General features: G+C 71.3%; 20 protein-coding genes. 7 read left to right on the top strand and 13 right to left on the bottom strand.

The features are described 5' to 3' along the window. Position 1 precedes the first annotated feature (1 nt). The 4 genes from ftsZ (at position 2) to HNQ01_RS16025 (ending at position 5,271) form a co-directional block, all read left to right on the top strand. On the top strand, positions 2-1,222 hold the full coding sequence (gene ftsZ / locus HNQ01_RS16040) for a cell division protein FtsZ (protein WP_173806425.1): 1,221 nt from the start codon (positions 2-4) through the stop codon (positions 1,220-1,222). Positions 1,223-1,347: 125 nt separating this feature from the next. Then, positions 1,348-2,283 (top strand): UDP-3-O-acyl-N-acetylglucosamine deacetylase, encoded by a 936-nt coding sequence (gene lpxC, locus HNQ01_RS16035; RefSeq protein ID WP_173806424.1) that lies wholly within the window; start codon positions 1,348-1,350, stop codon positions 2,281-2,283. A gap of 219 nt (positions 2,284-2,502) precedes the next feature. Beyond that, positions 2,503-3,177 carry a glutathione S-transferase family protein gene (locus tag HNQ01_RS16030; protein WP_173806423.1) on the top strand — a complete coding sequence of 225 codons (675 nt, stop codon included), beginning with the start codon at positions 2,503-2,505 and terminating at the stop codon, positions 3,175-3,177. A 15-nt stretch (positions 3,178-3,192) separates the two neighbouring features. Next, complete coding sequence (locus HNQ01_RS16025; protein ID WP_173806422.1) at positions 3,193-5,271, top strand: putative bifunctional diguanylate cyclase/phosphodiesterase; 2,079 nt, start codon at positions 3,193-3,195, stop codon at positions 5,269-5,271. Here HNQ01_RS16025 and kynA read toward each other — a convergent pair. The 8 genes from kynA to dusB all read right to left on the bottom strand — a co-directional run bounded on the left by kynA (position 5,201) and on the right by dusB (position 12,207). Continuing rightward, a complete protein-coding gene (kynA, locus tag HNQ01_RS16020; protein ID WP_173806421.1) occupies positions 5,201-6,058 on the bottom strand; it encodes a tryptophan 2,3-dioxygenase in 858 nt (285 codons plus the stop codon). The genes HNQ01_RS16025 and kynA overlap by 71 nt on opposite strands. 2 nt (positions 6,059-6,060) lie before the next feature. Then, on the bottom strand, positions 6,061-7,383 hold the full coding sequence (gene kynU / locus HNQ01_RS16015) for a kynureninase (protein ID WP_173806420.1): 1,323 nt from the start codon (positions 7,381-7,383) through the stop codon (positions 6,061-6,063). A 25-nt stretch (positions 7,384-7,408) separates the two neighbouring features. Then, positions 7,409-8,038: an arylformamidase gene (gene kynB / locus HNQ01_RS16010; protein ID WP_173806419.1), complete on the bottom strand. Its 630-nt coding sequence runs from the start codon at positions 8,036-8,038 to the stop codon at positions 7,409-7,411. A gap of 99 nt (positions 8,039-8,137) precedes the next feature. Next, the gene (ruvC, locus tag HNQ01_RS16005) at positions 8,138-8,692 is read right to left on the bottom strand and encodes a crossover junction endodeoxyribonuclease RuvC (protein WP_173806418.1); all 555 of its coding nucleotides are present in this window, start codon (positions 8,690-8,692) and stop codon (positions 8,138-8,140) included. 20 nt (positions 8,693-8,712) lie between these two features. Next, positions 8,713-9,186 (bottom strand): GNAT family N-acetyltransferase, encoded by a 474-nt coding sequence (locus HNQ01_RS16000; protein WP_173806417.1) that lies wholly within the window; start codon positions 9,184-9,186, stop codon positions 8,713-8,715. 17 nt (positions 9,187-9,203) lie between these two features. Then, positions 9,204-10,778, bottom strand: coding sequence for a bifunctional phosphoribosylaminoimidazolecarboxamide formyltransferase/IMP cyclohydrolase (gene purH, locus HNQ01_RS15995; protein ID WP_173806416.1), 1,575 nt, complete (start codon positions 10,776-10,778; stop codon positions 9,204-9,206). A gap of 53 nt (positions 10,779-10,831) precedes the next feature. Continuing rightward, positions 10,832-11,053 carry a helix-turn-helix domain-containing protein gene (locus HNQ01_RS15990; protein ID WP_353621722.1) on the bottom strand — a complete coding sequence of 74 codons (222 nt, stop codon included), beginning with the start codon at positions 11,051-11,053 and terminating at the stop codon, positions 10,832-10,834. A gap of 116 nt (positions 11,054-11,169) precedes the next feature. Then, positions 11,170-12,207: a tRNA dihydrouridine synthase DusB gene (gene dusB / locus HNQ01_RS15985; protein WP_173806415.1), complete on the bottom strand. Its 1,038-nt coding sequence runs from the start codon at positions 12,205-12,207 to the stop codon at positions 11,170-11,172. A gap of 163 nt (positions 12,208-12,370) precedes the next feature. Between dusB and HNQ01_RS15980 the strand changes: the two genes are divergently transcribed. Continuing rightward, complete coding sequence (locus HNQ01_RS15980) at positions 12,371-12,856, top strand: YqaA family protein (RefSeq protein WP_173806414.1); 486 nt, start codon at positions 12,371-12,373, stop codon at positions 12,854-12,856. Here the strand turns inward: HNQ01_RS15980 and mobA are convergent. The 5 genes from mobA to HNQ01_RS15955 are packed head-to-tail and all read right to left on the bottom strand — an operon-like array spanning position 12,846 to position 17,345. Beyond that, a complete protein-coding gene (mobA, locus tag HNQ01_RS15975) occupies positions 12,846-13,433 on the bottom strand; it encodes a molybdenum cofactor guanylyltransferase MobA (RefSeq protein WP_173806413.1) in 588 nt (195 codons plus the stop codon). The two genes, HNQ01_RS15980 and mobA, sit on opposite strands and share 11 nt — an antisense overlap. 14 nt (positions 13,434-13,447) lie before the next feature. Beyond that, entirely contained in the window at positions 13,448-14,083 is a 636-nt protein-coding gene (locus tag HNQ01_RS15970) for a TorD/DmsD family molecular chaperone (RefSeq protein ID WP_173806412.1), read from the bottom strand. A 4-nt stretch (positions 14,084-14,087) separates the two neighbouring features. Continuing rightward, positions 14,088-16,280: a 4Fe-4S dicluster domain-containing protein gene (locus HNQ01_RS15965; protein ID WP_286180894.1), complete on the bottom strand. Its 2,193-nt coding sequence runs from the start codon at positions 16,278-16,280 to the stop codon at positions 14,088-14,090. Further along, positions 16,180-16,815, bottom strand: a complete 636-nt coding sequence (locus HNQ01_RS15960) for a DUF3306 domain-containing protein (protein ID WP_286180884.1) — start codon at positions 16,813-16,815, stop codon at positions 16,180-16,182. Before HNQ01_RS15960 ends, HNQ01_RS15965 begins: the two co-directional genes overlap by 101 nt. Further along, on the bottom strand, positions 16,812-17,345 hold the full coding sequence (locus HNQ01_RS15955) for a DUF3305 domain-containing protein (RefSeq protein WP_173806410.1): 534 nt from the start codon (positions 17,343-17,345) through the stop codon (positions 16,812-16,814). Before HNQ01_RS15955 ends, HNQ01_RS15960 begins: the two co-directional genes overlap by 4 nt. A 419-nt stretch (positions 17,346-17,764) precedes the next feature. Here HNQ01_RS15955 and HNQ01_RS15950 point away from each other — a divergent pair, with 419 nt between their 5' ends. Both HNQ01_RS15950 and HNQ01_RS15945 read left to right on the top strand, forming a co-directional pair. Beyond that, positions 17,765-17,977: a formate dehydrogenase gene (locus HNQ01_RS15950; protein WP_173806409.1), complete on the top strand. Its 213-nt coding sequence runs from the start codon at positions 17,765-17,767 to the stop codon at positions 17,975-17,977. Between the two features lie 19 nt (positions 17,978-17,996). Then, entirely contained in the window at positions 17,997-21,008 is a 3,012-nt protein-coding gene (locus HNQ01_RS15945; RefSeq protein WP_173806408.1) for a formate dehydrogenase subunit alpha, read from the top strand. The last annotated feature ends 6 nt before the right edge of the window (positions 21,009-21,014 follow it).

The following is a 21,014-nucleotide window of genomic DNA, read 5'->3' as shown; positions in this document are numbered from 1 at the left end:
CATGGGTATCGAGATGATCGAAGAGTTCAATCAGGGCACGCAGATCAAGGTGATCGGCGTGGGTGGTGGCGGCGGCAACGCGGTCGACCACATGATCAATCAGGGTGTGCAGGGCGTGGAGTTCATCTGCGCCAACACCGACGCGCAGGCGCTGAACCGCTCCAAGGCGCACACGCTGCTGCAGCTCGGCCACACCGGCCTGGGCGCGGGCTCGCGTCCGGAGGCCGGCAAGGCCTCGGCCGAGGAAGCGGTCGACCGCATCAAGGCCGCGCTGGAAGGCGCCCACATGGTCTTCATCACCGCCGGCATGGGCGGTGGCACCGGCACCGGCGCGGCACCGGTCATCGCCCGCCTGGCCAAGGACATGGGCATCCTGACCGTCGGCGTGGTCACCAAGCCCTTCGAGTTCGAGGGGCCGCGTCGCATGAAGCAGGCCGACAGCGGTCTCAACGAGCTCGAGGCCAATGTCGACTCGCTGATCGTCGTGCTCAACGAGAAGCTGCTCGAGGTCCTCGGCGACGACATCACCCAGGAAGAGGCCTTCGCCCAGGCCAACGACGTGCTGCGCAACGCCGTCGGCGGCATCAGCGACATCATCCACATTCCCGGCCTGGTCAACGTCGACTTCGAGGACGTCAAGACCGTCATGAGTGAACCGGGCAAGGCCATGATGGGCACCGCGACCGCCAGCGGTCCGGACCGCGCCACCAAGGCCGCCGAGGCGGCCGTCGCCTCGCCGCTGCTGGAAGGCGTGGACCTGTCGGGCGCGCGCGGCGTGCTCGTGCTGATCGCCGCCGGCAAGCAGACCTTCAAGCTGTCGGAAAGCCGCAACGCGATGACCACCATCCGCCGCTATGCCGCGGAAGAGGCGCATGTCATCTACGGCACCGCGTACGACGAGAGCCTGGGCGACGCGCTGCGCGTGACCGTCATCGCCACCGGCCTGTCGTCGGGCACGAAGGTGCAGCCGGTCGCGCCGCAGCAGCGTGTCGTGCAGGTGGTGTCTCAGGTCGGCGGCGCCCAGCGCACCGGCACCGACAACATCCCGGTGCTGACGCATCCGCTGGTCGACTCGCACCGCGGTGGCGTGCAGACCGGATCGCCCGCGCCCAGCGTCTGGCGTCCGAACCGCACGCAGGCCGCCGCCAAGGTCGACGCGCTGGCCTCCAACGGCATGGACGAGATCGAGATCCCGGCCTTCCTGCGCAAGCAGGCCGACTGATCCGGCGTCTCTCCCGCTCTTCCTTCCGCTCTCTCTCATCGCCCGTTTGCCCGGTGTCCTCGCGGACACCGGGCCTTGTCGCTTGTGCAAGGTCCGAGTGACATCGGCTGCCTAGAATCCCGGTCATGCTGCCCCAACGCACCCTCAAGTCGCTGACCCGAGCCGTCGGTGTCGGTCTTCACAGCGGCCAGAAGGTCGAGCTGGTGCTGCGTCCCGCCGCGCCCGACACCGGGCTGGTCTTTCACCGCATCGACCTGCCGACGCCGGTCGACATCCCGGTCACGCCGCAGTCGGTCTGCGACACCCGCATGGCGACGACGATCTCGCCGGGCGGCGATCCCGGCGCGCCGAAGGTCCAGACCATCGAGCACCTGCTGTCGGCGGTCGCCGGGCTGGGCATCGACAACCTGCACATCGACATCACCGCCGACGAGGTGCCCATCCTCGACGGCTCCTCGGCCAGCTTCGTCTTCCTGCTGCAGAGCGCCGGCATCGAGCTGCAGAACGCGCCGCGGCGCTTCATCCGCGTGCGCAAGCCGGTGGAGATCCGCGAGGGCGAGGGCCGCACGCTGAAATGGGCGCGGCTGGCGCCCTACCACGGCTACCGGCTCGGCTTCGAGATCGAGTTCGGCCATCCGGCGGTGGACGCCACCGGCCAGCGCGTCGTCTTCGACTTCGCCAGCGGCCGCTACAAGCAGGACATCGCGCGGGCGCGCACCTTCGGCTTCACGAAGGACGTCGAGATGATGCGCTCGCGCGGCCTGAGCCTGGGCGGCAGCATGGACAACGCCATCGTCGTCGACGACTACCGCGTGCTCAATGCCGACGGCCTGCGCTACGACGACGAGTTCGTCAAGCACAAGATCCTCGACGCCATCGGCGACCTGCATGTCTGCGGCCACCCGCTGCTGGCCGACTACACCGCCTACAAGAGCGGCCATGCGCTCAACAACCGCCTGCTGCGCGCGCTCCTGGCCGACGAGTCGGCCTGGGAGATCGTGACCTTCCAGGACGAGCGTCTGGCCCCGCGCGGCCTGGCCGAGCTGGCTCCGGCCTGGTGAACCGTTTCCATGGCGCAGCGCCGGCCCCGGGCCGGCCGGGCGTCCATCGGTGAGCTAGATCACGCCGGAGCGCGCTGCGGCGTGCCGGGCGGCGCGCCGGCGCTCAATTTCCGCAGATCCGCTCCGATCTCCCCGGCGGGATGCTCCGGGGGGAGCCTCCTGCCGTTTCCGGGCTGCTCAGCCCGTCGAGCCCCGACCGGGGGCAGGGAGGTACGACACATGAGCACTGGCGCATCCGGGGGCCTTCGAGCCGCCTCGCACACGCTCTACATCACCGCCGGTTCCGGCAACAGCTACAAGCCGGTCCAGGTGCTGGCCCAGCGCGGCGCAGGAGTGCCTGCGGTGCACTGCCATCTGCAGCCGGTCGACGTGCTCGGCGGCGAGACGCGCCGGCCGGGCTTCCTGGCCCTCAATCCGCGCGGCCAGGTGCCTTTCCTGGTGACCGACCGCGGCGAGCGCCTGGGCGAGTCGAACGCGATCGCCTGGTATCTGGCCGAGGGCAGCGCGCTGATCCCGGACTCGCCGCTGCACCGGGCGCAGGCCATCCAGTGGATGATCTTCGAACAGACCGCGCTGGAGCCGAACATCTCGCCGGCGCGCTTCTTCTCGGCCATCGTGCCGGAGCTGCGCGAGGCCAACGCGGCGCGCTTTCCCGGCTGGCTGGACGCCGGCCATGCCGGGCTGGCGCTGCTGGACGCGCATCTGGCGGATCGCGAGTTCCTGTGCGACAGCGGCTACGGCATCGCCGACATCGCGGTCTTCGGCTACACGCACCTGGCCCGCGAGGGCGGCTTCGATCTCGACCGCCATCCGGCCGTGCTGCGCTGGATCGAGCGGGTGCGCGCGCAGCCCGGCCACCGTCCGGTGGCCGATCTGCTGCAGCCGCTGGCCTGAGCGGGGAGCGCGCCGATGCAGGCCCTGACCCTCGAGCCCGCGCTGGTCGACGCCGCGGCCCTGCTCGACCGGCTCGATCATCCGGTGTGGATCTTCGACATCGACCGTGGCCGGGTGCACTGGGCCAATGCCGAGGCGGTGCGGATGTGGCAGGCCGGCAGCCTCGAGGACCTGCGCGCCCGCGACATGGGCCGGACCATGTCGGTGGCGGTGTCGCGGCGGCTGCGCCAGTACCAGGCCGACTTCCAGTCCGGCGAGCGCTTCGGCGAGCAGTGGACGCTGTATCCGGCCGGCGTGCCGGTCACGCTGTGGGTCGACTTCAGCGGCTGGCGGCTCGACGACGGCCGCATGGCGATGCTGTGCGACGCCCGGCGCGCCGAAACCTCGGCCGCGTCGCCGGACTCGCTGCGCAGCGTCGACGCGCTGCTGCACACCGAGGTGATGACGACGCTGTACAGCCGCGCCGGCCGCGCGCTCTACCGCAATCCGGCTTCGCGCTCCAGCGTGGCGGAGGGGGCGGAGCGGCTGTCATCCCGGCTGATCGACCGAGAGGACCTGCGCGATCTGGTCACCGCGCTGCAGGCCGGCGGCGAGGGCAAGATCATCACCCGCGTGCGCACGGCGGCCGGCGAGCGCTGGCACGACCTGTCGGCGCGCCTGTGCAGCGATCCGGTGACCGGCCGGCGTGCGCTGCTGGTCACCGAGATCGACATCAGCGGCCTGAAGCAGGCGCAGGCCCAGGCGCAGTACCTGGCCGACCATGACCAGCTCACCGGCCTGCCCAACCGCAACCAGGTCATCAAGGACTTCTCGCAGACGCTGCGCGCCTGCCGGCTGCGCGGCGACGAGGCGGCGCTGGTCTTCGTCGACCTCGATCATTTCAAGCGCGTCAACGACTCGCTCGGCCATGCGGTCGGCGACGAGCTGCTGGTGCAGCTGGCGCGGCGGCTGCAGGATGCGCTGGCGCCGGGCGAGCGCGTCGCGCGGCTCGGCGGCGACGAGTTCCTGCTGCTGCTGCCGCATCGCGAGGCCTCGGCGCAGGTGGTGCGCCGCGCCGAGGAGCTGGTGGCGCTGATCTCGCGGCCGGTGGTGCTGCCGCAGACCGAGCTGCGCGTCACGCCCTCGATCGGCATCAGCGTCTTCCCGCAGGACGGCGAGGACATCGACACGCTGATGCGCCACGCCGACCTGGCGATGTACGGCGCCAAGGCGGCCGGACGCGGCAACGCGATGCGCTTCCGTCCCGAGATGACCGCCTCGGCGCAGTCGCGCCTGGAGCTCGAGGTCGAGCTGCGCCGGGCGCTGGCGCAGGGGCACATCGGCGTGCACTACCAGCCGCGCGTCGATGTGGACAGCGGCCTCATCGTCGGCGCCGAGGCGCTGGTGCGCTGGCGCCATCCCGAGCGCGGCATGATTCCTCCGGATGTCTTCATCTCGGTCTGCGAGGACTGCGGCCTGATCTGCGAGCTGGGCGCGCTGGTGCTGGAGAAGGCCTGCGCGCAGCAGGTGGCCTGGGCGGCGGCCGGGCGCAAGCTGACCGTGTCGGTCAACCTGTCGCCGCGCCAGTTCTTCCACGCCGGCCTGATCGACGAGATCGACGAGATCCTGACGCGAACCGGCTGCGATCCGCGCCGCATCGAGCTGGAGATCACCGAATCGGTGCTGCTCGGCCATGACGACCGCACGGTGGCGGCGCTGGAGGCGCTCGGCCGGATGGGCCTGCGCATCGCCATCGACGACTTCGGCACCGGCTACTCCAACCTGGCCTACCTGCACCGCTACCCGGTCGACACGCTGAAGATCGACCGCTCCTTCATCCGCGCGCTCTCCGAGCGCCCGGCGATCACCGAGATGATCGTCACGATGTGCCGCATGCTCGGGGTGACGATGGTGGCCGAGGGCGTCGAGCTGGCCGGGCAGCTCGACTGGCTGCGCGGCCACGGCGTGCACGAGTATCAGGGCTGGCTGTTCGGGCCGGCGGTGGCGCCGGACGACTTCGACAAGCGCTGGCCGATCCCCGGCCTCACAGCTGCGTGCGCAGCGCCCACAGCTCCGGGAACAGCTCCGTGTCCAGCATCCGGCGCAGATAGCTGACGCCGCCGGTGCCGCCGGTGCCGCGCTTGAAGCCGATGACCCGCTCCACCGTGGTCAGGTGGCGGAAGCGCCAGAGCCGGAAGGCGTCCTCCAGGTCGGTCAGCTCCTCGCCGAGCTGATAGAGATCCCAGTGGCGCTGGGGATCGCGGTAGACGGCGAGCCAGGCCTGCTCGACCTCGGCGTCGGGCGTGTAGGGCCGGGTCCAGTCGCGCTCCAGATGGCTGGCCGGCACCGCGATGCCGCGCCGCGCCAGCAGGCGCAGCGCCTCGTCGTACAGGCCGGGCGCCCGCCAGGCCGCCTCCACCGTGGCCAGCAGGTCCGGCCGGTGCGCATGCGGCTGCAGCATCGCGGCGTTCTTGTTGCCCAGGCTGAACTCGATGCAGCGGTACTGCCAGCTCTGGAAGCCGCTCGAATGGCCCAGATAGGGCCGGATCGCCGAATACTCGGGCGGCGTCATCGTGGCCAGCACGTCCCAGGCATGCACCAGCTGCTCCATGATCTTCGAGACCCGCGCCAGCATCTTGAAGGCCGGCTGCAGCTGGTCCCGGGCGACCGCGTCCACCGCGGCGCCCAGCTCGTGCAGCATCAGCTTCATCCACAGCTCGGATGTCTGGTGCTGCACGATGAAGAGCAGCTCGTTGTGGTCGGGCGAGAGCGGCTTCTGCGCGTTCAGGATCCGGTCGAGCTGCAGATAGTCGCCGTAGCTCATGTCGCCCGAGAAGTCGAGCTGCGCGCCCTCGTCGCGCACGATGTGCTCGCCGCGCGGGGCGGCGTGGGGGCAGGTCATGGTCAGGTCACCGCGGACTTGCGGGCGAAGCGCTCCTCGCGCCACTCGCCGCGGGCCAGCACCTCGGCCAGCGCCTCGACCGCGTCGAAGACATCCTGGAAGCGGGTGTAGAGCGGCGTGAAGCCGAAGCGCAGCAGATGCGGCTCGGCGGCGCTGCCGTCGCCGGCGCGGTAGTCGCCGATCACGCCGCGCGCGATCAGCGCCTGCATCACCGCATAGCCGTCGACCGAGCCGTCGGCCGGCACGCCCAGCGAGACCTGGCTGCCGCGCCGTGCCGCGTCCAGCGGCGTGTGGATCGTCAGGCCGCTGCCGGCCAGATGCCGGCGCACCAGGGCGATGAACAGCTCGGACAGCGCCACCGACTTGGCGCGCAGCGCCGCCATGCCGCCCAGCGGCTCGGCCGCCAGCACGGTGTCGACGCCGCATTCGAGCGCCGACATGCCGATGACCTGCGGCGTTCCGCACAGATAGCGCCCGATGCCCGGCGCCGGCCGGTAGCCCGGCTCGAAGACGAAGGGCGCGGCATGGCCCATCCAGCCCGACAGCGGCTGCCAGAAGCGCTCGGCATGGCGCGGATGCGCCCAGCAGAAGGCCGGCGCGCCGGGGCCGCCGTTCAGGTACTTGTAGCCGCAGCCCACCGCGAAGTCGGCGTCGGCACCGTTCAGGTCCACCGGCACCGCGCCGGCCGAGTGCGCCAGGTCCCACAGCATCAGCGCGCCGGCGCCATGGGCCAGCGCGGTGACGGCCGCCATGTCGGCCATGCGGCCGCTGCGGTAGTTCACCTGCGTGAGCATCAGCACCGCCACATCGGCGCCGGCCCCTGGCGCCAGCCGGGCCGGGATCGCGTCGATGTCGAGCAGCTCCAGCGTCATGCCGTGCTGCGCGGCCACCGACTCGGCGATGTAGAGGTCGGTCGGGAAGTTGCTGCGCTCCGAGACGATCACCCGGCGTGCCGCATCGTCGGCCTGCGCGATGCGGGCGGCCGCGCTCAGCACCTTGAAGAGATTGACCGAGGTGGAGTCGGCCACCACCAGCTCGCCCGGCGCCGCGCCGACCAGCCGGCCGATCTTGTCGCCGACGCGGCGCGGCAGGTCGATCCAGCCGGCGCTGTTCCAGCTGCGGATCAGGCCCTGGCCCCATTCCCGGGTCACCACGTCGTGCACGCGCGCGGCGGTGGCGCGCGGCAGCACGCCCAGCGAATTGCCGTCGAGGTAGTTCACGCCCGGCGGCAGGTCGAACTGCTCGCGCAGCGTGGCCAGCGGGTCGGCGGCATCCCGGGCGGCGCAGGCGGCGCGGCCCAGGTCCTGGGGATCGAGAGCGGTCATGGATCGGATCTCCACGGAATCGGGTTCAGAGGGTTCGCAGCACCGCGCGCACTGGCGAGGCGCAGGCGCCGGCCAGCTTCAGCGGCAGCGCGATCAGCTCGTAGTCGCCGGCCGGCACCGCATCGAGCACCAGGTTCTCCAGAACGCGCAGCTCGCGCTGGTGCAGCACCTGGTGCGCGTCGAGCGTCTTGCTGTCGCCGGGATCGACGCTGGGCGTGTCGATGCCGACCAGCCGCACGCCCTGATCGGCCAGCCAGGCCAGGGTCTCGGGCGCGCAGGCGCTGAAGTCCGGGTTCCATGCGGTGTCGGCGCGCTCGCAGGTGCGCAGCAGCACGCGCGGCGGCAGGTCCTGCGCGGCATGGCGCAGATGCTCGACGCGCACCAGCGGCCCGCAGCCGATCACATGGATCACCCGGCACGGGCCGAGGTAGGCGTGCAGGTCCACCGCGTCGATCGAGGCGGCGCCGTCGGCGTAGTGCAGCGGCGCATCCGCATGCGCGCCCACATGCGGCGACATCGTCACCGCGCTCAGGTTGACCGGGCAGTCGGGGCCCAGCCGCGCGGTCCAGCGCAGCGCGTAGGGCTCGTCACCGGGAAAGATCGGCGCCGCCGCGCTGACCAGCGGCGAGATGTCGTGCAGGGTGGGCGGGTTCATGGCGGCGGCACGTTAAGGGCGTTCCGCGGGCCGTGGTGTCGGTTGTTTGCAACGGGGAGGGGAAATACGGGGTGGCGGGCATCGCCGCGCGCCCGCGCGTCAGTAGCTCCGCCCGCCCCGGTACAGTGCGTGCTGCCGGCGTGCCAGCGGTGTGGCCTGGGCCAGCGCCGCGAAGCTGCGGCTGGCGTGGGCGTGGGTAATGGCGAGGCCCAGCGCGTCGGCGGCGTCCTTGCCGGGCTGGCCTGGCAGCTTGAGCAGGTGCTGCACCATCGCCTGGATCTGCGCCTTGGCGGCGCCGCCGTGGCCGGTGACGGCCTGCTTCATCTGCACTGCGGTGTATTCGCCCACCGGCAGCGGCGGGCTGCCCGCCACCAGCGCGGCCAGCGCCGCACCGCGCGCCTGCCCGAGCAGCAGCGTGCTCTGCGGGTTGACGTTGACGAAGACGATCTCGAGCGCGGCCGCGTCGGGCTGGTAGGTCGAGACGACCTCGCGCACGCCGTCGAAGATCAGCCGGATGCGCGCGGGCAGGTCGCCGCGCGGCGCCTCGGCGGTGCGGATGGTGCCGCTGGCGACATAGCTCAGCTGCGGCCCGTCGACGTCGATCAGGCCGAAGCCGGTGATCTGCAGGCCGGGGTCGATGCCGAGGATGCGCATGGCGGCGGCCGTGTCCGGACTCAGCCCGCGACGTGGCGGGTGTAGGTGCGGAAGACGGTGTCGTGCACCCAGCCGAGCGACTCGTACAGGCGCTGGGCGGCGTGGTTGTCGTGCGCGGTGGTCAGGTCCATGCGCTTGCGGCCGTCCTGGCGCGCCCGGGCCTCGGCCGCGCGCAGCAGCGCCGCGCCCAGCCCGCCGCGGCGTGCCTCGGGCGCGACGAACAGGTCGTAGAGCACGAAGATCGGCGCCGCCTCGACCGAGCAGAACGTCGGGTAGAGCTGGCAGAAGCCGACCGGCTCGGCCGGGCCGGCCGGCGGCACGCGCTCGGCCAGCAGGATGACCGATTCGCCCGCCTGCATGCGCGCCTGGATGAACGCGGTGGCGCGCGCCCGGTCGGGCGCCTGCGCGTAGAACTGGCGGTAGGCGTCGAAGAGCGCGGCGACCGCGTCGAGATCGGCCAGTCCGGCCGGGCGGATCGTGATCGGGGCGCTCATGGACGGGCTCGCCGGGCTCAGTGGCGGAAGTGGCGGGTGCCGGTGAAGACCATCGCGATGCCGCGCTCGTTCGCGGCGTCGATGACTTCCTGGTCGCGCATCGAGCCGCCCGGATGGATCACGCAGGTGGCGCCGGCGTCGACGACCACGTCCAGACCGTCACGGAACGGGAAGAAGGCGTCGCTGGCTACGGCCGTGCCGTCCAGGCTCAGGCCGGCCGCCTTCGCCTTGATCGAGGCGATGCGGGCCGAGTCCAGCCGGCTCATCTGGCCGGCGCCGACGCCGTAGGTCATGCCGTCCTTGCAGAAGACGATCGCGTTGCTCTTGACGAAGCGGCCGACCTTCCACGCGAACAGCAGGTCCTGCATCTGCTGCTCGGTCGGAGCCAGCTTCGTCACGACCTTGATCTCGCCGACGATGTCGACGTTGTCGGCCGACTGCAGCAGCATGCCGCCGCCGACGCGCTTGAAGTCGAGCGCGTTCACGGCCTGGCTCACCGGCACTTCCAGCAGGCGCACGTTGACCTTGCTGGCGTAGGCGGCGCGGGCGGCCGGGGTGATGACCGGCGCGATCGCCACTTCGACGAAGTGCTTGTTGGCGTTGATCTTCTCGACCACGTCGGCGTCGAGCGGGCGGTTGAAGGCGATGATGCCGCCGAAGGCCGAGGTCGGGTCGGTCTTCAGCGCCTTCTCGTAGGCTTCCAGCAGCGTCGCGCCCACGGCCACGCCGCAGGGGTTGGCGTGCTTGACGATCACGCAGGCCGGCACGTCGAAGGCCTTGACGCATTCCCAGGCAGCGTCGGCGTCGGCGATGTTGTTGAAGGACAGCTCCTTGCCCTGGATCTGCGTCCAGCCGGCCAGCAGGCCGTCAGCGACCTTCGCTTCCTTGTAGAACGCCGCCGACTGGTGCGGGTTCTCGCCGTAGCGCATGCCCTGCACCTTGTGCAGCTGCAGGTTGAAGACGCTCGGGTACTCCTCGCGGGCGGGCACGTCGGCGGTCTTCTCTTCCGCGCCGGCTTCCAGCGAGGTCAGGTAGTTGCTGATCATGCCGTCGTAGGCGGCGGTGTGCGAGAACACCTTCTTCGCGAAGCCGAACTTGGTCTTGCGGGTCAGGCCTTCGCCGTCCAGCTCGGCCAGCACCTGGGCGTAGTCGCTCGGATCGATGACCACCGCCACGTCCTGCCAGTTCTTGGCCGCCGCGCGCAGCATCGCCGGGCCGCCGATGTCGATGTTCTCGATGGCGTCTTCCAGCGTGCAGTCGGCCTTGGCCGTGGCCTGCGCGAAGGGGTAGAGGTTGATGATCAGCAGGTCGATCGTGTCGATGCCGTGCTCCTTCAGCGCGGCCATGTGCTCGGGGACGTCGCGGCGGGCCAGCAGGCCGCCGTGCACGCGCGGGTGCAGCGTCTTCACGCGGCCGTCGAGCATCTCGGGGAAGCCGGTGATCTCGCTCACTTCGGTGACCGGCAGGCCGTTCTGGGCCAGCAGCTTGGCGGTGCCGCCGGTGGAGAGCAGGCGGATGCCGCGCGCGTGCAGCGCCTGGGCGAATTCGACGATGCCGGTCTTGTCGGAGACGGAAAGGAGGGCGGTGGTCATGGTGGGATGACGATCGGTGGGGAATCGGGGAGGAGCGGTGGGGGCCGGGCGGATCAGTCGATCAGCCGGTGCTCGACCAGCTTGCGGCGCAGCGTGTTGCGGTTGATGCCGAGCCACTCGGCGGCGCGGCTCTGGTTGCCGTCGGCGCGCGCCATCACGACGTCGAGCAGCGGGCGCTCGACGGCCTTGATGACCATGTCGTAGAGGCCGTGCGGCGTGGTGCCGTCGAGGTCGTCGAAGTAGGTCTCGAGCGTGGCGCGGATCGACTGGTCGATCGGGCTGCCGGCCGGCGTCGCGGCGGGCGGCTCCGCCGCCACGGCGTCGGCCGCATCGACCGCCAGGGCGGCCGTCAGGGAGGTCAGGGCGCTGATGCTCATGTCGTTCATGGGGTTCATGCCGCCAGGGCGTCGACGGGGTCTGCGGTCGGGGCGGCTTCGGGCCAGCGCGGATGCGCGTCGGCGAGCTCGCCCAGGAAGTCATGCACCGCGCGCGACTGCTCGGCGGTGGTCTCGATCCGGTTCATGCGGCGGCGGAAGTCCTCGCCGCCCGGCAGGGCATGCACCGCCCAGCCGATGTGCTTGCGCGCGGTGCGCACGCCGGCCAGTTCGCCGTAGAGACCGTAGTGGTCCTCGAGGTGCTCGAGCAGCCACTCGCGCACCTGCAGCGTCTCGGGCGGCGCGGCACGCTCGCCGGTGGCCAGGAAATGCGCGATCTCCTGGAAGATCCAGGGCCTGCCCTGCGCGGCGCGGCCGATCATGATCGCGTCGGCGCCGGTGGCCGCCAGCACGTCGCGGGCCTTCTCCGGGCCGTCGATGTCGCCGTTGGCGCACACCGGAATCGACAGCGCCGCCTTCACCGCGGCGATCGTCTCGTATTCGGCCTGGCCGCTGTAGCCCTGCTCGCGGGTGCGGCCGTGCACCGTGACCATCGCGACGCCGCGCGCCTCGGCACCGCGCGCGATCGCCACCGCGTTGCGCGCCTGCCGGCACCAGCCGGTGCGCATCTTCAAGGTCACCGGCACGCCGTGCGGCGCGCTGGCCTCGACCACCGCCGCGACGATGTCCAGCGCCAGCGTCTCGTCCTGCATCAGCGCCGAGCCGGCCCACTTGTTGCAGACCTTCTTGGCCGGGCAGCCCATGTTGATGTCGATGATCTGCGCGCCGCGCTCGATGTTGTAGCGGGCGGCCTCGGCCATCATCTCGGCGTCGGTGCCGGCGATCTGCACCGCGATCGGCGCGGACTCGCCGTCGTGGTTCAGCCGGCGCGAGGTCTTCAGGCTGTCGCGCAGGTCGGCGCGCGAGGTCACCATCTCGCTGACGGCATGGCCTGCGCCGAGCCGCTTGCACAGCTGGCGGAAAGGCCGGTCGGTCACGCCGGCCATCGGCGCGACGAACAGGCGGTTGGGCAACTCGTGGGGACCGATGCGCATCGGGGCAGGGCAGAGGGGTCGTCACCGCGCGCGGCACGGGCGTGCATCGCGTCGCGGCAGGTCGTCGGGATCGGGCGAAGCCGGGAACTGCTGAAAAAGGAGGCAGAGTATAGCGGCGCCGCGACCCGGTCCCCGGGCGGTCCGTCTCGCGCAGAATCGCGCCATGGATGTCTGGATCGAATCCCTGCTGGCCGCACTGGCCCTGCCGAAGTTCGGGCTGAGCACCGTCTTCATCGTCTCGCTGATCTCGGCCACGCTGCTGCCGCTGGGCTCGGAGCCGGCGGTGTTCGGACTGGTCAAGCTCGATCCGGCGCTGTTCTGGCCCGCGGTGGGCGTGGCCACCGTCGGCAACACGATCGGCGGCGCCATTTCCTGGTGGATGGGCTTCGGCGCCGAGAAGGCCTGGGAGCAGGTCACGCACCAGGCCGCGGCCGAGAACCGGGCGCTGGCGCTGCTGCGCCGCTTCGGGCCGCCGGCCTGCCTGCTGAGCTGGCTGCCGGTGGTGGGCGATCCGCTGTGCGCGGTCGCCGGCTGGCTGCGCCTGCCCTTCTGGCCCTGCGTCGTCTACATGGCGATCGGCAAGTTCGGACGCTATCTGGTGATGACGGCGGCGCTGCTGTGGGTCTTCCCGGGGCAGTTCACGCCCTGAGGTCCTCGGGCGTGTTGGCGTTGAAGAAGGCGCTGTCGTCCTCGAACAGCACGTTCACGCCGCGGTGCTGGCCGGTCCAGCGGTCGATGCGGCGCTGCCCGCCGGCCATGAAGGCCACCAGGCTGTCGATCAGCGAGGCACGCATCAGGCAGAAGACCGGATGCGGCTGCTCGCGCCCGTCGGCCTCGCGGGTCACCGCCATCGCCAGATCGGCCTGCTGCGCGTGCATCGCCTCGGCCAGCCGCGCCACCAGGTCGAGCGGGAAGCGCGGCGAGTCGCACGGCACCGTCATCAGGTAGGGCGTCTCGCAGCGCTCCAGCCCGGCCAGGAAGCCGGCCAGCGGGCCGGGAAAGTCGCTGTCGGCATCCGGCCAGACCGGCACGCCGAAGGACTCGTAGGCGCCCAGGTTGCGGTTGGCATTGACCATCACGCTGCCGACCTGCGGCTGAAGCCGCATCAAGGCGTGCAGCGCCAGCGGCAGGCCCTGGTAGTTCTGCAGCCCCTTGTCGACGCCGCCCATGCGGCTGCCGCGCCCGCCGGCCAGGATCAGGCCGGTGATGTCCTGCGGATCGATCATCGTGCCGGCTCCCTTCACAGTTCCAGCAGGTCGAAGCCCTGGGCCTCGACCTGCACGAAGGCGCGGGTCATCGCGCCGATCGGGCGCCACAGCAGCGCCTGCGGATGGGCCTCGACCGCGTCGCACAGGCGCTCGACCCAGGTCTGCACATGGGCGCGGAAGAAGCGGCGCTGCTGCTCGAGATTGCACACCGCGATGTCGTCGCCGGCGATCAGGAAGCGCATCACCTCGAAGACGCCGGCGATGTGGTCCTCGGTCTCGCCGCGTGTCTCGTCGCGGGCCAGGCCGAGCGCGGCCAGGTCGCCGCGCAGCGCCGCCAGCGGCTTCTCGTTGAGGAAGCCTGCGAGGTAGAAGGAGCCGTAGACGAACACCTCCGGCTTGCCGACGCCGCCGAACAGCGCGTCGAACTCGGCGGCGGCGGCCTGCGGCGTGGTCGCGCGCATCGCGGCCACCAGCGCCTGCCACGGCGCTTCCAGGAAGCCGCCCGCCTCGGGCGCCTCGGTGACGGCGACGCGGAACTGCTGCAGCAGCGCCGCATCCGGCGGCGCGAACCACAGCCGGGCCAGCAGGCCGTACAGCTCGGCGCGGGCCAGCTCCTCGGCGTCGTCGGCGCTGGCGAAGCTCAGCGCGCGGATCTCGTGCGGTTTCATGGGGTCAGCGGGGCAGGTCGGTGATGCGGACCTCGTCGGTCCGGCTGTGCAGGTCGATGACGCGGCAGTCGCCGCACATCTTCAGCCGCTCGGCGCCGGCGCCCTGGAAGGCGGGGTGGCCGGCGAGCTTGCCGATCATCGTCTCGATGGCCTTCAGCGTGCCGAAGGGCTTGCTGCAGCGGATGCAGCGGTAGGGCTGGGCCTCGTGCAGGACGCGGGGCTGGCGCCGCGCGCGGCCCTCGTCGGCCAGCCACAGGCGCGGCGCGAGCGTGATCGCCTGCTCCGGGCAGGTGGTGGCGCACAGGCCGCACTGCACGCAGGCGCGCTCGGTGAAGCGCAGCTGCGGCTTCTCGGGGTTGTCGCCCAGCGCGTTCTCCGGGCAGGCGCCGACGCAGCTCAGGCACAGCGTGCACCTGTCGGCATCGACCACCACCGCGCCGAAGGCGCTGCCCGCCGCCGGCAGCGCGATCGGCTCGGCCTGCGCCGCCGCGCGCTCGGCGCGGCGCGGCGCCTGGGCGAGCAGGTGGTCGAGCATCACGTCGAGCGTGGCGCGCTTGTCGGCCTGCGCGACGACCGCCGTCGGCTGCGCGACGCCCTGCGCCGGCGCCACCCGCAGCGCCGCGTCCAGCGCCGCCAGGTCGCGGGCGTCGCGCGCCTCGATCAGGCCGAAGTGCTCGCCGGCGTAGCCCAGGCCGTGCAGGATGGCCTGCGCCTGCGCCATCTGCGCGGCCAGCGCGTCGCGGTATTCGGGCGCCTCCTCGGCGGTCAGCAGCACGCGGACCTGGCTGGCGCCCTGCGCGATCGCGGCCAGCCACAGGTCGATGCCGACGCTGGCGGTGTGCCACAGCGCCAGCGGCATCACCCGCGCCGGCACGCCGTGGATATCGCGGTCGACCCGCGCGGCGCGGCCCAGCTCGTCGATCAGCGCCGCGCCCGCGCCTTCGCTGTGGAAGAGCAGCATCGCGTCGCGGCCGCCGGCCCGGGCGTAGGTCGCCAGCAGGCGCTGCAGCCGCCGGCCCTGGTCGACCGGACCCGGATAGGCGAAGGACAGCGCGCCGCTCGGGCAGACGGTGGTGCAGGCGCCGCAGCCGGCGCACAGATGCGGCTCGACGACGATGCCGCCGGCTGCCTCGGTCCTGGCCTTGCCCTTGCGCGAGGCATCGCTGCGGATCGCGCGGGTCGAGCACACGTCGATGCAGGCGCTGCAGCCGATTTGCTCGTTGCGGCTGTGCGCGCACAGGCGCTGCTCGTAGCGGAAGAACTTCGGCTTGTCGAACTCGCCCACCAGCTCGCGCAGCTTCAGCACCGTCTCGCCCAGTGCGGTGGCCTGCCGGTCGCCCGGCGGCACATGGAAGTAGCCCTGCGGCGGCTGGTGCTGGCTGAAGGCGGGCGTGGCGCGCAGGTCGAGGATCAGGTCGAAGCGCTCGTCGGTGCGCAGCGGCGCGCGCTCGAAGTCGATCGCTGCCGCCGCGTCGCAGACGCGCACGCAGTCGCGGTGGCCGCCGCAGCGCGACAGGTCGATCTGGTAGCTGAAGTCGATCGCGCCCTCGGGGCAGGCGTCCAGGCAGGCGTTGCAGCGGGTGCAGAGGTCGAGGTCGATCGGGTTGACGGACGACCACTGCACCTCGAAGGCACCGAGCCAGCCGGTCACCCGGGTGAGTCGGCCGGCGAACAGCGGCAGGTCGCGGCGCTGCGCCAGCGCGCCGGAGCCCATGCCCGTGCCCGCCGCGCCGTCGATCAGCAGCGTGACCTCGAGCCGGTCGGCCAGCAGCGCGCCGGCGCGCTGCGCGCCGTCGGCATCGCCCACCACCAGGCAGCGCCCGGCCGAGCGGTAGCCCACGCCCGGCACCGGCGCCGGATCGGGCAATTGCGCCGCCGCGATCAGCGCCGCCATCTTCGGCGTGGCCGCCTTCGCGTCGCGCGACCAGCCGCCGGTCTCGCGCAGATTGACGAAGCGGATCGGCCGCTCGGCCACCGGCGTGGCGCCGGCGGTGGCGTCGTTCAGCTCGGTGAACAGCCGGGCCTCCTGCGTGCAGGCGACGATCAGCCGGTCGCCCGGGCCGACCGCCTTGGCCGCGCGCTGGAAGGCCGGCGCCTCACGCCGGCACAGCAGGCTGTGCGTCGTCTCCAGGCCCTCGGAGCGGGCGCCCGGCGTCGTCGCCAGCGCGCGGGCGATCGCCGCCGTGTCCAGCGGCATCGTTCGGTTGCAGTCGCAGATCAGGGTCTTCATCGGGCAGGGCGCCGGGCGTGGCGTCGGCAAGAGGGGCGGGTGGCAAGGAAGGGGACGCGGCGGGCCGGGCTTCGTCCGGCCGGGTCTCGTCGTCGAACAGGCCCAGGAAGCGCGACTGCGCCATCTGGCGCAGCATCGCCGCCGGCAGCGGGTCGGGCCGGCCGTAGTCGTCGATGTAGATGTCCAGGCCGTCCATGACGTTGAAGTGCGGATCGGCGAAGAGCTTCTTCAGCGCGGCGTTCTTCACCGACGGATCGACGCCGCGGGCGACGAAGCGCGCGACCTCCGCGCCGTCGGGCAGGCGCGCGACCTCGTCGAGCGTCGGCGGCGGCAGCGCGGGCTCGGCCGGGGCCGGGACGGGCGCGGCGGTCGTCGGCGCGGGCGGCTGCGCAGGTGCCGGCACAGGCACGACCGCGTGGACCGGCTCGGGCGGCGTCTCGCCCTGGCGCACCTGCGCCTTGCGCTGCGACCAGCGCGAGAAGAAGCCGTCGCCGGTGCTCATGCGCACTCCGGCGCGTCGTCGCGCGGACCGCGCCGCGACGGATCGACGAAGGAGGCCGGCCGGCGGCGCTTCTTCGGCTCGGGCCGGTAGTTGGCGTCGGTCCAGGCCTGCAGCCAGGCGCGCACGGTCTCGGGCAGCGGCAGGTTGTCGACCCGCTCCTGCGCGTCGAGCAGCCGCCCGGCCTCGTTGTAGGACAGCGTGACGGTTTCCGGCGCCGCCTGCGACGCATTCTCGTCATCGATGCGCCACATCACGAACCAGACCGGCGCGCCCGAACTCAGGTTCAGGTAATAACCCTCGCCCTCGTCGCGGTGCAGGCGCACCGGGAAACCCGGGTACAGGAAACTCGCGCGCTGGCCGTCGTCGCGCAGGCAGCGGGGCTGGTTTCCCCACTGGCCCTCGTCGATCAGCACCTCGGCCAGCGAGAATCTCCATTCCTCCCAGGCGCTCGGGCGCGCATGGCGCTCGATCACCACCGCGACCCGGATCTCGGTCGGCGCGGTCAGGCTGTCGTCGGTGGGCTGGTTCATGGCGGCGGGTCGGCAAAGGCGGGCAGTCTAGCGCCGGGCACCCGGTCCTGCCGCCGATCAAGGGTTTGTATCGATTCGGCGACAGCGGGCCGCGACGTTTTTCGAACCCTGCCGGAGCGGCTCCGCGACGAATTGCCCGCCGTCGGGCGACATTCTGCGCAGCCGGTTTTCCGGGGCCGGTCCCAGAGCCGCACGCCCGGCCGTGAAACTCCAGCGACAGATTGTCGCGACGGCCGCGACAATCTGTCGCGATTCCCCTGGGACGAGGTGCGTGACAACCCTTATTGCCGCGCTTGCATAGGCTCAGCCCAATACGGTTCAATCTCCCGCTCGCAGGCCGGGCCGACCCTCGGGTCGCGCCGGTTTCCGCCTGCCTGACTCCCTCCTTCCTCTCCATCCGACCTGTCCGGAGTTCCGTGATGAGCACTTCCGACCGCCCCGCGCCGACCCGCCGCCGAGTCTTCGCCGCTGCCGGCACCGCTGGCGCGCTGGCCGCCGTGGCGGCCGTGCTGCCGGGCACGTCCCGCCCGGTGGCCGCGCCGGCCGCACCTGCCGAGCCGGCGCCCCCGAGCGGCGGCGGCTACCAGCTGTCGGAGCATGTGCAGCGCTACTACCGGACCGCCCGCGTCTGAGCCCCGGAGACCGATTCCCATGCTGCTGACCCGTCGCCCGGCGCCGAACGCCACCCCGCATGCCGGCCGGAGTGCCGCCCCTGCGGCCTCCACCCTCGTCTCCAGCCTGGCGCGCGGCCTGCAGCGCTCGATCCCGACGCTGGACCGCCGCAGCTTCCTGCGCCGCTCCGGCCTGGGCGTGGGCGCCGGTCTGGCCGCCTCGCAGCTGACGCTGGTCAGGCGCGCCGACGCGGCCGAAGGCGCGCGCGCCGCCACGCTGACCGGCACCGGCAAGGTCGAGGTCAGGCGCACCGTCTGCGGCCACTGCTCGGTGGGCTGCGCGGTCGACGCGGTGGTCGAGAACGGCGTCTGGGTGCGCCAGGAGCCGGTGTTCGACTCGCCGATCAACATGGGCGCGCACTGCGCCAAGGGCGCGGCGCTGCGCGAGCACGGCCACGGCGAATACCGCCTCAAGTACCCGATGAAGCTGGTCGACGGCAAGTACCAGCGCATCTCCTGGGACCAGGCACTCGGCGAGATCAGCGCGCGCATGCTCGAGCTGAAGAAGCAGAGCGGCCCGGACTCGCTGTTCGTCGTGGGCTCGAGCAAGCACAACAACGAGCAGGCCTACCTGCTGCGCAAGTGGATCAGCTTCTGGGGCTCGAACAACACCGACCACCAGGCCCGCATCTGCCACTCGACCACCGTCGCCGGCGTCGCCAACACCTGGGGCTACGGCGCGATGACGAACTCGTACAACGACATGCAGAACGCCCGGGCGGCGATCTACATCGGGTCGAACGCGGCGGAAGCGCACCCGGTGTCGATGCTGCACATGCTCCACGCCAAGGAGCGCGGCTGCAAGATGATCGTGGTCGACCCGCGCTTCACCCGCACCGCGGCCAAGGCGGACGAGTACGTGCGCATCCGCTCGGGCTCGGACATTCCCTTCCTGTTCGGGGTGATGCACCACATCTTCAAGAACGGCTGGGAAGACAGGAAGTACATCGAGGACCGCGTCTGGGGCATGGACAAGGTCCGCGAGGAGTGTCTGACGAAGTGGACGCCGGACAAGGTGCAGGAGGCCTGCGGCGTCGACGAGGCCACCTGCTACAAGGTCGCGAAGATCCTGGCCGACAACCGCCCCGGCACCATCGTCTGGTGCATGGGCCAGACGCAGCACACCATCGGCAACGCGATCGTGCGCGCGTCGTGCCTGCTGCAGCTGGCGCTGGGCAACGTCGGCAAGTCGGGCGGCGGCACCAACATCTTCCGCGGCCACGACAACGTGCAGGGCGCCACCGACGTCGGTCCCAACCCGGACTCGCTGCCGGGCTACTACGGCCTGGCCGAGGGCGCGTGGAAGCACTTCGCCAAGGTCTGGGGCGTCGACCTCGAGTGGATCAAGAAGCAGTACGCGCCGGGCATGATGACCAAGTCCGGCATGACGGTCTCGCGCTGGATCGACGGCGTGCTCGAGAAGAACGAGCTGATCGATCAGGACAGCAATCTGCGCGGCCTGATCTTCTGGGGCCATGCGCCGAACTCGCAGACCCGCGGTCTCGAGATGAAGAAGGCGATGGACAGGCTCGACCTGCTGGTCGTGATCGATCCCTTCCCGAGCGCCACCGCGGCGATGGCGGCGATGCCGCCGATGAACAAGGACGACCTGAACCCGAACCGCGCGGTCTATCTGCTGCCGGCGTGCACGCAGTTCGAGACCTCGGGCTCGTGCACCGCGTCGAACCGCTCGGTGCAGTGGCGCGAGAAGGTCATCGAGCCGCTGTGGGAGTCGCGCACCGATCACATGATCATGGTGCAGCTCGCCGACAAGCTCGGCTTCGGCAAGGAGCTGGTGCAGAACTACAAGATGGTGCCGGGCAAGGGCGGCATGCTCGAGCCCGAGACCGAGTCCATCCTGCGCGAGATCAACCGCTCGGTCTGGACCATCGGCTACACCGGCCACAGCCCGGAGCGGCTGAAGGCGCACATGCGCAACATGCATGTCTTCGACGTGCGCACGCTCAAGGCCAAGGGCGGCATCGACAAGGAAAGCGGCTACTCGCTGGACGGCGACTACTTCGGCCTGCCCTGGCCGTGCTTCGGCACGCCGGAGATGAAGCACCCCGGTTCGCCCAACCTCTACGACACCAGCCGGCACGTCATGGACGGCGGCGGCAACTTCCGCGCCAACTTCGGCGTCGAGCGCGACGGCCAGTCGCTGCTCGCCGGCGACGGCTCGCATTCGCTGGGCGCGGACCTCACCACCGGCTATCCCGAGTTCGACCACCTGCTGCTGAAGAAGCTCGGCTGGTGGGATGACCTGACCGAGACCGAGAAGGCCGCGGCCGAAGGCAAGAACTGGAAGACCGATCCGTCGGGCGGCATCATCCGCGTCGCGATGAAGGTGCACGGCTGCCACCCCTTCGGCAATGCCCGGGCGCGCGCGGTGGTCTGGAACTTCCCCGATCCGATTCCGCAGCACCGCGAGCCGCTGTTCTCGACCCGTCCGGACCTGATCGACAAGTACCCGACGCACGACGACAAGAAGGCCTTCTGGCGCCTGCCCACGCTCTACAGGTCGGTGCAGGAGAAGAACCGCGACGTGGGCAAGAGCTTCCCGCTGATCATGTCCAGCGGTCGCCTGGTCGAGTACGAGGGCGGCGGCGAGGAGACGCGCTCCAACCCCTGGCTGGCCGAGCTGCAGCAGGAGATGTTCGTCGAGATCAACCCGAAGGCGGCCAACGACCGCGGCATCCGCAACGGCGACTGGGTCTGGGTGAAGACGCCGCCGATGGCCGCGGTGCCGGACTTCAAGGGCCTGCGCGTCAAGGCGCTGGTGACGGAGCGGGTGGATGCGGGCACCGTCTGGATGCCTTTCCACTTCTCGGGCCGCTGGGGCGGCATCGACATGGCGCCGTACTACCCCGAGGGCGCGATGCCGGTGGTGCGCGGCGAGGCGATCAACACCGCCACCACCTACGGCTACGACAGCGTGACGATGATGCAGGAAACCAAGACGACGGTCTGCCAGATCGAGAAGGCAGCCTGAGGAGCA

The organism is Sphaerotilus uruguayifluvii, from assembly GCF_013294065.1.
GTDB classification, from domain to species: Bacteria; Pseudomonadota; Gammaproteobacteria; order Burkholderiales; family Burkholderiaceae_C; genus Sphaerotilus; species Sphaerotilus uruguayifluvii.
Note: the sequence above shows the minus strand (reverse complement) of the source record. Positions and strands in the feature narration are given on the sequence as shown.